This is a genomic window from Cellulosimicrobium arenosum (genome assembly GCF_014837295.1).
Lineage (GTDB): Bacteria > Actinomycetota > Actinomycetes > Actinomycetales > Cellulomonadaceae > Cellulosimicrobium > Cellulosimicrobium arenosum.
In genome coordinates, this window is sequence record NZ_JACYHB010000014.1 from 61,805 (window position 1) to 73,743 (window position 11,939).

At 73.2% G+C, this 11,939-nt stretch carries 8 protein-coding genes; 3 read left to right on the plus strand and 5 right to left on the minus strand.

The annotated features are described in order from the left end of the window. The first annotated feature begins 2 nt into the window (after positions 1–2). The 3 genes from IF651_RS14865 to IF651_RS14875 all read left to right on the plus strand — a co-directional run bounded on the left by IF651_RS14865 (position 3) and on the right by IF651_RS14875 (position 5,253). Positions 3–1,064, plus strand: coding sequence for a vWA domain-containing protein (locus tag IF651_RS14865; protein WP_191829919.1), 1,062 nt, complete (start codon positions 3–5; stop codon positions 1,062–1,064). Continuing rightward, entirely contained in the window at positions 1,061–2,077 is a 1,017-nt protein-coding gene (locus tag IF651_RS14870; protein WP_191829920.1) for a prolipoprotein diacylglyceryl transferase, read from the plus strand. The genes IF651_RS14865 and IF651_RS14870 overlap by 4 nt, the downstream gene beginning before the upstream one ends. Before the next feature lie 260 nt (positions 2,078–2,337). Continuing rightward, on the plus strand, positions 2,338–5,253 hold the full coding sequence (locus IF651_RS14875; RefSeq protein WP_191829921.1) for an immunoglobulin-like domain-containing protein: 2,916 nt from the start codon (positions 2,338–2,340) through the stop codon (positions 5,251–5,253). Positions 5,254–5,344: 91 nt separating this feature from the next. On the opposite strand, the gene IF651_RS14880 is transcribed toward IF651_RS14875, so the two are convergent. The 5 genes from IF651_RS14880 to nirB form a co-directional block, all read right to left on the minus strand. Next, positions 5,345–6,106: a CbiX/SirB N-terminal domain-containing protein gene (locus tag IF651_RS14880; protein WP_191829963.1), complete on the minus strand. Its 762-nt coding sequence runs from the start codon at positions 6,104–6,106 to the stop codon at positions 5,345–5,347. 86 nt (positions 6,107–6,192) lie between these two features. Continuing rightward, the gene (locus tag IF651_RS14885; protein WP_191829964.1) at positions 6,193–7,284 is read right to left on the minus strand and encodes a uroporphyrinogen-III synthase; all 1,092 of its coding nucleotides are present in this window, start codon (positions 7,282–7,284) and stop codon (positions 6,193–6,195) included. 104 nt (positions 7,285–7,388) lie between these two features. Continuing rightward, the gene (gene cobA, locus IF651_RS14890) at positions 7,389–8,732 is read right to left on the minus strand and encodes a uroporphyrinogen-III C-methyltransferase (RefSeq protein ID WP_191829922.1); all 1,344 of its coding nucleotides are present in this window, start codon (positions 8,730–8,732) and stop codon (positions 7,389–7,391) included. Beyond that, entirely contained in the window at positions 8,729–9,172 is a 444-nt protein-coding gene (nirD, locus tag IF651_RS14895; protein WP_191829923.1) for a nitrite reductase small subunit NirD, read from the minus strand. Before nirD ends, cobA begins: the two co-directional genes overlap by 4 nt. After that, complete coding sequence (gene nirB, locus IF651_RS14900; protein WP_191829965.1) at positions 9,169–11,832, minus strand: nitrite reductase large subunit NirB; 2,664 nt, start codon at positions 11,830–11,832, stop codon at positions 9,169–9,171. The genes nirD and nirB overlap by 4 nt, the downstream gene beginning before the upstream one ends. Between the last annotated feature and the right edge of the window lie 107 nt (positions 11,833–11,939).

Here is an 11,939-nt window from a genome sequence, read left to right on the forward strand (position 1 = left end):
CGATGACGCTCCAGCCGCTGCTCCCCTGGTGGGCGCTCGTCCTGCTCGTCGTGCCGCTGCTCGCGTTCACGGTGTGGCAGTCGGTCGTCGCCGGTCGGCCCGGGCCCGACGGCGCACCCCGCCCCGGTGCCCCGCGCGCGGCCTGGCTGCGGCGGACCGGCGCCGTCGTGCTGCTCGCGGTCATCGGGATCGGCCCGTCGGTGGTCTCGACGACGACGGACGACACGGTGACGAACGTCGACATGTTCTTCGTCGTCGACCGCACCGGGTCGATGGGCGCGGAGGACTACGGCACCGGCGGCGACCAGCAGCGGCTCGACGGCGTCCGGTCCGACATCGTGGGCCTCACCGAGGACATCCCCGGCGCCCGGTACTCGATCATCTCGTTCGACTCGCAGGCCTCGCGCCAGCTCCCGCTGACGACCGACGCGCACGCCATCGAGTCGTGGGCCCAGACGGTCCACCAGGAGATCACGCTGTACTCGCAGGGCTCGCTCACCGACCGTCCGCTCGACGAGCTGACCGCTGCGCTGACCGGCGCGGCCGAGCAGAACCCGGGGAACACGCGCCTCGTGTTCTTCCTGAGCGACGGCGAGCAGACCGCCGACGGCGAGCCGCGCTCGTTCGCCGACGTCGCTCCCCTGGTCGACGGCGGCGCCGTGCTCGGCTACGGCACCGAGGACGGCGGCCGCATGAAGGAGTACGACCCGGACGTGGACCCCGCCGACGCGCAGTACATCGTCGACCCGTCGCAGACCGGTGCGGACGGCGTCGCGCCCGACGCGCTGTCCATGATCGACGAGGACACGCTGACCGAGCTCGCGGACCAGCTCGGCGTGCCGTACGTGCACCGCACCGAGCCGGCCGACACCGCGGCGCTCGTCGAGGGCGTCGACCCGGAGCAGGTCGCCGCCGACGGGCGGCGCGAGATCACCACCTACCGCCCGGTGGTGTGGCCGCTCGCGCTGGCTCTCGCCGTGCTGCTCGGCGTCGAGGCATGGTTCTGGGCCCGGTCGGCGAGCCGCCCGGTCGTCACGACCCGCAGGCCGGAGGTACGCCGATGAGCTGGAACGGACCGCCGTCGTACGGGGGTGCACCGCTGCCCACGGATGCCGCGACGCACGCGCGCAAGGCCCGCGTGCGGCGTCGGACCTGGTGGTTGGTCGGCACCATGCCGCTCGTCGTCGTCCTGGTCGTGCTCGGCGTCAGGCTGACGTTCCTGGCGCCGATCGCGTCGTCCGCGAAGGACGACTACGACGCGAGCGACTACCAGGGCGCGGAGACCTCGTACGAGGGCCAGAAGACGATGAACATCGTCGACCCGTGGAAGGCCCACTACAACGCGGGGACCGCCGGCGCGGCGACGCAGGACTCCTGGGCGCTCTACGACGCGACCTCGTCGTTGCACACGGCGTACGAGCTGGCGCACGACGAGTCCCCCGAGGTGCGCTGCATGATCCAGACGAACCTGTCGCTCACGTACGAGCTGACGGGTGACTCGGACCTGGCGTACTCGCAGGACGCGGCGGCCGAGCTCGAGGCGGTCGAGGACGCGCTCGCAGCTCGTGAGGCGGGCCAGGACTACGACGAGAGCGTGCTCGACCCGGACGGGGACGGCACCGAGGTCGACCCGGACGAGCTGCGGGCGACGGCGGACGACTACGCCCAGTACGCGCAGCAGGAGTTCGCGACGGCCGAGCAGATCCGGGGCTGGCCGGACTGCGCGCAGTCGGAGCAGACGCCGGAGCAGGAGGAGCAGGACGAGGCCGCCGTCCAACGTCTGCAGGACAAGCAGCAGCAGGCCGAGGACGCGCGCCCCCCCGAGGAGGGCGAGGGCGACCCGCAGGAGGGCGAGGGCGGCGAGTCCGAGGACGACGGCGGCGAGTCCGAGGAGCCCCAGACCGAGGCGGAGCGCGAGGAGCAGGAGCGCCAGGAGAAGCTGGACGAGCAGAACTCCGACGCGCAGGACGAGCAGGAGGAGCTCGAGCAGGAGTACAACAACCTGTACGGCGACGAACCGGGATCGGGCGGCGAGTCGGGCGACGACAGCGGGGGCGGCGGCACCAAGAACTGGTGACCCGGAGAGCGACCCGGCGAGGCTCGCGTCGTCGGGGGCGGTTGCGGTCGCGTGGGCGCCAGGGTCGCTGCCGCACTGGCCTTGACGCCGGGTATGTGATCGCTCACAATGGCTGGACCGTTCGACCACACCTTCGATGATGATCGTGTCGCTCGTCGAGCGCGGTGACACGGCGACGTGAGCAGGCCCACGGAGGGGCTCGTTGACGTGCTGGCATGCGCCCCACGATTCTTGACCACCACAAAGGAGTGCGTGATCACATGACCACCACAGCTATCCCACGACGGTCGGGGCGCTTCCGGCTCGTCGGCGCCGTCACGATCCTCGTCATGGGAGTCGGCACGTTCAACGCCACCACGGCGCAGGCGGAGATCACGGACGGCCTGGTGCATCACTTCAGGCTCGACGAGACCAGCGGGACCACCCTGGCCAACTCCGGCAGCGCGGGCTCGGCAGCCGACGCCACCCTGGTCAACCCGGACAAGGCGGCCCTGACGGGCGACGGCGTGCGGTTCAACCCGGACTCGTACGAGAGCGCCGTGGACGGGGCGTACGTGGCCCTGCCGGACGACCTCACGGCCGGCATGTCGGAGCTGACGGTCGACTGGGACGTGTGGGTCGACCCGGCGAACGTCGGCAACCACCAGATGTGGAGCTTCGGCAGCAAGACGGGAGAGTGTGACGCGAGCTCGGGTCTCCAGGGCTCCATCTTCGCGTCGAACAGCGCCGAACGTCGCCCAGGAGATCGCTTCCGGGTCCGCGCCGGCGCGACGGACATCCAGCAGGGCGACCGTCTGCCGGAGGGTGCCTGGCAGCACGTGACCTACACCCAGTCTCTCGACGAGGGCGGCGAGACCTGGACGGGGACGCTCTACGTGGACGGCGTGCAGCACGCCCAGTCCACCGGCCTCACCACCCCGCCGTCGGTGAACGCGGCCGCGGGGACGAACTGCAACTTCCTCGCCCGGTCGCAGAACCCGGGCGACTACTCCTTCCGCGGCACGATCAGCGACCTCCGCGTCTACGACAGGGCGGTGGACGCCGACGAGGTGCTCGTGCTGGCCGAGGAGACGAACGCGACCGGCGTCACCGCCGACGCCGAGGCGATCGACCTGGGCCTGACGAGCGCCATCGTGCACGACATCGAGCTGCCCGAGATCGGCTCGGTGGCCGGCTCGGAGATCACGTGGGAGAGCTCGGACCCGTCCGTCGTCGACGTCTACGACCCTCCCGAGACCGCTCCCAAGGTCCCGGTGACGGGCACGGTCACCCGGCCGGCCGCCGGGCAGCCCGACGCCACCGCGACGTTGACGGCCACGGTGCGCAAGGGCACCGACGACGTCGTGACCAGGGACATCCCCATCACCGTGAAGGCGGAGTTCGACGACGCCCAGGCCGTGGACCGCGACGCCTACGACCTGACCCTGTACGACACCGACGACGTCCGCGGCAACATCGACCTGCCGGCCGAGGGCGAGTTCGGCTCGACGATCACGTGGGAGTCCACCTCGGACCTCGTCAGCCCGACCGGTGAGGTGACCCGGCCCGCCTACGGCCGTCCGGACGTGTCGGCGACGCTGACGGCCACCCTCACCCAGGGCGCGGCGTCGCAGGACAAGACGTTCGACGTCACGATCAAGCCGATGCCGCGCGTGGAGGAGTACGAGCGCTACTTCCTGGGCTACTTCAAGGGGGAGAACATCGCCGACGGCGAGCAGATCATGTTCGCCACGTCCAACGGGAACACGGCGCTGGACTGGACGGGCCTGACCGGTGGTCGGCCGTCGCTGATCTCCCAGCTCGGGGACCAGGGCCTGCGCGACCCGCACATCGTCCGCTCCCCCGACGGGGACACCTTCTACATGATCGCCACCGACCTCAACTGGTACGACCAGGGTGGCTACGCGATCAACGACACCCAGCACATCGAGGTGTTCGAGTCCAACGACCTGGTGAGCTGGACGCCGCAGCGTCACGTCGAGGTGGCGCCGGACGACGCAGGCAACGCCTTCGCCCCCGAGTCGCTGTGGGTGCAGGAGATCGGCGCCTACGCGGTCTTCTGGGCCCAGTCGCTGTGGGACGACCCGGTGAACCGCACCGGCCAGGGCAACGCCCAGATGTGGTACAACACCACGCGCGACTTCCAGACGTTCTCCGAGCCGCAGGTGTGGCAGAACCCGGCCCCGCTGTCGCGGATCGACACCACCGCGATCAAGGTGGGTGACTACTACTACCGCGTCACGAAGAACGAGGCCGGCAACAGAGGATCGGACATCTTCTCCGAGAAGCACACCGACTTCCTCGACAGCGACATCGAGAACTGGGAGCTCGTCGCCCCGGCGCTGGGCCGGACCACCTGGGCCGCCGACCAGGGCTACGAGGGTCCTATCGTCTTCGAGGCGAACCCCGGTGACACCGCGTGCCCCGGCCAGTTCTACCTGTGGGGAGACCGGTACACCAACGGTGGTGGCTACCAGGCCGCCTGCAGCGAGGACATCGAGGCGCAGACCTGGGAGGCGGAGACGATCACGATGACCAATGCCGGCGTCCCGCGTCCCCGGCACGGCACCGTCACCCCCATCACGCTGCGTGAGTGGAACGACATCCGGGGCATCCCGAACAGCGACGTGCCCACCACCACGGAGCTCACGGTCGGCTCCCCCACCCAGGAGGGCGATGCCGTCACGGTCACCGCCACCGTTCGGGCGGAGGACACCTTCGAGACCGGCGGACAGGTCCGCTTCAGCGCAGGAGAGTGGTCGGAGACCGTCTACCTGGACGAGGGCGTGGCGTCGGCGACCTTGCCGACCGACCTCGGCGCGGGAGAGACCGTCCGGGCCGAGTTCCTCGGCTTCGACATCCTGGAGGCGTCGGAGGACACCGCGGTGACGGCCGGCGAGGTCTCGGTGGACGTGCAGGTGCAGCCTCGCTGCCTCGCCGGACGGGCATACCTCGCGGTGCGCGCGCTCAACACCGACGAGGCCCCGGCGGCCGTCGAGCTGACGACGCCCTACGGCAGCCGCCAGTTCGACGAGGTCGCCGTCGGGAAGAGCGCCTACCAGGCGTTCAGCTCGCGTCAGGACACGCTGGAGGCCGGCACGGTGAGCGTCACCTCGACGATCGGGGACCGCTCCTCGACCGTCGAGGCGGCGCACGAGGCCGTGAGCTGCGGATAGCCCCCGCCTGTGCAGGCGGTGGGCGCCGAACGCAGTGCGCGCCCACCGCCGGCCAGGCTCGCGACTGCCGGCCGGCCAGTCCGCCTGCGGGTCAGGCCGTCGCGAGGGCGGCCGCGGCGGCCTCGTAGCGGTCCAGCACGATCGCGGTGAGCCGCGCGTCGGGCGCCAGGGGCGCCGTCACGACGTCGGCGCCCGCCTCGAGCACGCGGTCGTAGAAGTACCCCGGCGCGAGCAGGTAGGCCGCGACGAGGACGCGTGGCCCGCCCTGCCTGTCTGACGCTGCCCCCGCGGCGAGCACGGCGCGGGCGGCGGCGACGGCGTCGGGCACCGACGGCTCTGCCATCGCGCCGTAGCCCACGCTCACCGGAGCCGTGATGCGGTCGCGGAGAGCGGCGGCGAGGCGCTCGACGTCCTGTGCCGCGCTCGGCCGCGACGATCCTGCCGCGGCGATCACGACCGCGTCGTCGGGTCGCAAACCGGCCTCGACGAGGCGGTCGGCGAGGAGGTCCGCGAGCCGGTCGTCCGGACCGAGCGGGGTCGCCGCGGCGGCGTGGCCCGAGCCCGGGCCGCGGTCCGCGACCGACTCCGCGATGTCGACGCCGACGTGGAACCCGCCCGAGAGCAGGAGCGGCACGACGACCGCGTCCCCCGGGTGGTCGACGGTCCCGCCGTCCTGCGCGCGGTCCGGTGCGACGACCGACGTCACCACGTCCGCGACCTCCGGCTGCTGGACGTCGACGAACGCCTCGCGCACGTCGAGGTCGGGGCGGGCGGCGCGGACGTCGTCGAGCAGCGCGCGGATCACCTCGCGGCCCGTGAGGTCGCTCGTGCCGTGCGAGCAGCCGACCAGCACGGGGACCCGCGCCGTCGGGCCGTCCGCCTGCCCCGCGCCGCCGCCCGCGGTGGCGGGCCCGGACGGGAAGCCGAGAATCTCCGTGCTCACGCCAGCTCCAATCGGTATCCGCGCTTGACGACGGTCTTGACGAGGTCGCGCCGGCCGGTGGCCTCGCGCAGCCGCGCGACGGCGACCTCGGCGGTGTGCGGGTCGCACGAGTCCCCCGGCAGGACGTCGAGGACGTCGTCGCGCGTCACGACGTCGCCACCGCGGGACGCGAGGAGGCGCAGGACCTCGAGACCGCTCGGCGACAACGGTAGGACCTCACCGTCGAGCACCGCGACCCGGGACCGGATCTGCAGCACCCCGGCGACCGTGGTGAGCGCGACCGTCTCCGCCTCCTCGTAGTACGCGACCAACGTGCGGACGAGCGCACCGAGGCGCCCGCGGTCGGGCTGCAGCGGCGTGATCCCCCGGTGCTCGAGCGGCTTCGCCGTGATGGGCCCGACGGCCGCGGCGACCATCGAGCCGTCCCGGAAGCGGCCGACGATCAGGCGGCCCACGCCGTGGTCCTCGGCGGCGGAGAGCCACGCCTCGGCACCGGGCGCGGACGTGAAGACGACCGCGTCGATCTCCCCGACCGCCGCGGCCTCGACCGACGCGCGCACCGCCTCGGGGTCCGGTGCGGGGCCCCAGCGGTACACGACCAGCGGCGCGACCTGTGCCCCGGCCTCGGCGAAGACCACGTCCAGGCCGTCGGCGCCCGCACCGTGGTGCTGGATCGCGATGTGCTGGCCCGCGACGCCCTCGCCCAGCAGGACGTCGGCGATCTCGGCCGACGTCTCGGACTCCGCGACCCAGTCGGCGGTGAGCCCGGCGGCCTGGATCGCACCGCGAGCCTTGGGCCCGCGCGCGACGAGCCGGGCGCCGTCGAGCACCTCGAGCAGCGGGTCGGCGACACCGTGCGCGTCTGCCGCCTCGATCCACGACCGGAACCCGATCCCCGTCGTCACCACCACGACGTCCGGGGGGTGGGTGATCAGGTCACGCGTCGCGGCGAGGAGCTCGACGTCGTCGACGTGCGGGACCATGCTCAGCGCGGGGGCGTGGCGTACGGCCGCGCCGCGTCGCTCGAGCGCCGCGGCGAGCTCGTTCTTCCGCCGGTCGGCCGTGACGAGCACGGTGCACCCGGCCATCACCTGCCCGAGCGCCCGAGTCCCGAGATCGGCCTGAGCGTTCGAGGTCGACCTTCCGTGGGTCGACCTCGCGCCCGGCGGGTCGATCTCGGTGGGGGTGCCGGTCATGCCGGGGTTGCCGGGGGTGCCGGGGTGAGGAGCGTGTCCGCGGTGACGTCGCCCAGGACGATGACTGCCGGGGAGCGGACGCCGGCCTCGGCGGCGCGTCGCACCACGTCGTCCAGGCGCGCGCGCGTGACGCGCTGGCGCGGCGTCGAGCCGTTCTCCACGACCGCGACGGGCAGGGACGGGTCGGCCCCGGCGGCCAGCGCCTGGGCCGTGATGCGAGCGAGCTGCGAGACACCCATGAGGACCACCAGCGTAGCCGCGCGGTCGCGCACGCAGGACAGCGCGGTGTCGTCCAGGCCGTCGTGACCGCTGATGACGTGGAACGCCGCGACCGTTCCCCGGTGCGTGACCGGGATGCCCGCGAGCGCCGGCACGCTCAGCGCGCTCGAGATGCCGGGCACGACCTCGACGGGCACGCCCGCCTCCCGGCACGCGACGACCTCCTCGCCCCCGCGGCCGTAGACGAACGGGTCGCCGCCCTTGAGGCGCACGACGTGTCGCCCGCGCTGCGCCTGCTCGACGAGGATCGCGTTGATCTCGTGCTGCGGCACGGGGTGGTTGCCGGGCGTCTTGCCGACGTCGATGACCTCGACCCCGGCCGCGAGCTCCTCCAGCACCTCGACCGGTCCCAGCCGGTCCGCGACCACGACGTCGGCCTCCGCGAGCGCGCGGCGGCCCCGGACGGTGAGCAGGTCGACGGCGCCCGGCCCCCCGCCGACGAGGACGACCGTGCCGAGCCCGCCGGGCTGGCGCCGGTACCGGCGCCGGTCCGCACCGCCCGCGCGCAGGTGCTCGGCCACGGAGTCGCGCACCGCCCGCACACGACGCGGGTCGGCACCCTGCCCGAGCGACGTGTCAGCACCCCGTGAGCCCTGGGAGTCACCGGTCGCTGACAGGTCGGCGGGGGCGGCGTCCGTGACCACGCCGACGAGGAGGTCGCCGTGGCGGGTCGTCGCCGGGGTGCGGGCGGAGCCCTCGTGGGCGGCGCCGGCGTTGATGCACCAGGTGCGGCGCGCGTCCGCCCACGCCGCGACGGCCCGGTTGGCTCCCGTATCGTCCGTCGCGGCGAGGACGAGCCAGGTGTCGTCGAGGTCGGCCTCACGGACCTCGCGCGGCACCCAGGTCAGGGTCCCCCGCGCCTCCGCGTCCGCCGCGGCGCCCGAGGCCCCGAGGAGGTCCGCGGCGACGAGGTCGCGCAGGTCCTCGCAGACGTGGGGTGCGACGACGCGGACGTGCGCGCCGTCGTCGAGCATCGTGCGGGCGCGGCGGGCCGCGACCGGGCCACCGCCGGCGACCAGGACCGTGCGGCCGGCGAGGTCGAGTCCGAGCAGGCTGGTCATCGCGCGTCCAGGTCGACGTCCGCCGCCGGCACCGTGACCGCGGGGCGCGCCCCCACGTGCACGACGCCGGCCCGGACCTCGACCGGCCAGGTGACCAGGTCCTCGGCGAGGCCGGCGACGGGCTCGAACCCGACCTTGTCGAGGCAGCGGCCCGTCGCGAGGTCGAAGACCTGCTTGTACATCGGGCCGGCCACGGTCGGTACACCACCACGGGTGCCGACGATCCCCCGGGACATGACGTTCGCCCCCGAGAACGGGTCACGCTGCTGCACCGCGCGGACCTCGTCCCCCGGGAGGCGGAACAGCGCGACCTGCACGCCGCCGACGAGCGCGGCCACGCCCCGCTCGACCAGCAGGTCCCGCAGGAGGCAGATGCGCTCCCACTCCCCCACGTCGTCCGGGTCCGCTCCGGTCGACGGGGCGTGCGACACGGCGCTCATCGACGTACCTCCAGGGTCGAGCCGGCGATCACGACAGGGCCGGCGGGGACGGGGTCGTTGCCCGCGGCGCGGGCGGACTCGAGGGCTGCGGCACGCTCGGCGGCCGTCGCGGGACGGATCTGGCCGCGCTCGGTGACATAGGCGAGGTCCGGGTCGGGCTCGGCGGGCGCGTTGACGAACGAGCCGAACCGCCGCAGCTTCTCCGGATCCTCCAGGACCGCGCGCCACTCGTCCTCGTACGCCCCGACGTGGCCCACCATCGCGGCGTCGAGGTCTGCGCCGATCCCGAGGCTGTCCTCGAGGATGACCTCGCGGATCGCGTCGAGGCCGCCCTCGAAGTCCTCGACCCAGGCGGCCGTGCGCTGCAGCCGGTCGGCCGTGCGGATGTAGTACATGAGGAAGCGGTCGATCGTCCGGATCAGCTCCTCGGACGTCAGGTCCTCCGCGAGCAGCTGCGCGTGGCGCGGCGTGAAGCCCCCGTTGCCGCCCACATACATGTTCCAGCCCTTGTCCGTCGCGATGACGCCGACGTCCTTGCCACGGGCCTCCGCACACTCCCGCGCGCAGCCGGAGACGCCGAGCTTGAGCTTGTGCGGGCTGCGCAGACCGCGGTAGCGCAGCTCGAGCTCGACGGCCATCCCCACGGAGTCCTGGACGCCGAACCGGCACCACGTCGACCCCACGCACGACTTCACGGTCCGCAGCGACTTGCCGTACGCGTGGCCGGACTCGAACCCGTGCTCGACGAGCCGGCGCCAGATGTGCGGGAGCTGCTCGATCCGCGCGCCGAACATGTCGATGCGCTGCCCGCCGGTGATCTTCGTGTAGAGCCCGAAGTCCTTGGCCACCTGGCCGATGACGAGCAGACCGTCCGGCGTGATCTCGCCGCCGGGGACGCGCGGGACGACCGAGTAGGTGCCGTCCTTCTGCATGTTCGCCATGACGTGGTCGTTGGTGTCCTGCAGCGTCGCCTGCTCGCCGTCGAGGATGTGCCCGTTGCCGAGCGAGGCCAGCACCGACGCGACCACCGGCTTGCAGATGTCGCAACCACGCCCGGCGTCGCGGACGAGGACCGCACCCTCCGTGTCGGCGACGGGCTCGGGCACCCGCCCGAACCGCCCGATGATCTCGCTGAACGTGTGCAGGTCGGCGACCCGCACGGCGTCGAAGAGCTGGGCGCGGGACATGTCGAAGTGCTCGCACAGCGCGTTGGAGACCTCGACGCCCGCCCGGGTGAGCTCGGCCGTCGTGATCTTCTTGACCAGCGGGAGGCACGACCCGCACGACGTCCCGGCCTTCGTGCACGCCTTGACGCCCGCCAGGTCGGTGCACCCGTGCTCGGTGACAGCGCCACGGATCGTCCCGGCGGACACGTTGTTGCACGAGCAGACGGTCGCGTCGTCGGGCAGCTCGAGGGCCGGCGCGCACCCGCCGCCCTCCGGCAGGAGGAACGCACCCGGGTCGCCCGGCAGCTCCGCACCCACCATGGGCCGCAGCGACGCGTACGGCGTCGCGTCCCCGACGAACACGCCGCCGAGGAGGGTGCGCGCGTCGTCGGACAGGACGAGCTTCTTGTACACGCCCGCGACCGGGTCCGCGTAGACGAGCTCCATCGCGCCCTCGGTGCGGGCGAACGCGTCGCCGAAGCTCGCCACGTCGACGCCCTGCAGCTTGAGCTTGGTCGCCGTGTCGGCACCGGGGAAGGTGGCCTCGCCGCCGAGCAGACGGTCCGCGACGACCTCCGCCATCGCGTAGCCGGGCGCGACCAGTCCGATGCAGCGCCCCTCGATGCATGCGACCTCGCCGATCGCCCAGACGTGCTCGTCCGCGGTCCGGCAGCCGAGGTCGACGACGGCGCCGCCCCGCGCCCCGATCTCGAGCCCCGCGGTCCGCGCCAGCTCGTCCCGCGGACGAACGCCCGTCGCGACGACCACGACGTCGACGTCGAGCCGGCCGCCGTCGCCGAAGTCCAGCCGGCCGACGTGGCCGGTCGTGCGCGAGACCTTCATCTCCTGGGTCGCGGAGCTGCACCGGACCGCGATGCCCATGTCGTTGATGAGGCGCTTGAGCGCCTGCCCGCCGCCGAGGTCGATCTGCGCGTCCATCATGTGCGTGCCGAACTGGATGACCGTCGCCTGCGCGCCGAGCGCCTTGAGCGCCCCCGCCGCCTCGAGGCCCAGCAGACCGCCACCGATCACGGCACCGCGCACGGGCCGCTCGAACGTCCCGCCCTCGCGCAGCGCCACCTCGCCCGAGGCGCGCTTCTCCTCGACCCAGCCGCGCAGCGCCGCGACGTCGTCGATCGTGCGGTAGACGAAGACGCCGGGCAGCTCGTTGCCCGGGATGGGCGGCATCGCGGCGGACGACCCGGTCGCCAGCACGAGCTCGTCGTAGGCGTGCACCCGGCCGAGCCGGTCGGTGACGGTCCGCGCCTGGCGGTCGATCTCCGTGACCTTGCAGTCGCGGTGCAGCGTGACGAGCTCGTCGTCCCACAGCGCCGGGTCGCCGAGCGTGAGCTCCTCCGGGTCGCGGGCCGAGAAGTAGCTCGTCAGCGCGACACGGTCGTAGGGCTTGCGCGGCTCCTCGGCGAACACGGAGATGCGCCAGGCACCGGCATCGTCCCGGGCGCGCAGCGCCTCGACGAGCCGCTGGGCGACCATGCCGCCGCCGACGACGACGAGGTGCCGCGGGCCGGCAGCGCCGGGTGCGGGGTGCGGGGCGGGATCGGGCTGAGGTCCGGTCACGGCGAGCTCCTGAGGTGTGCGGG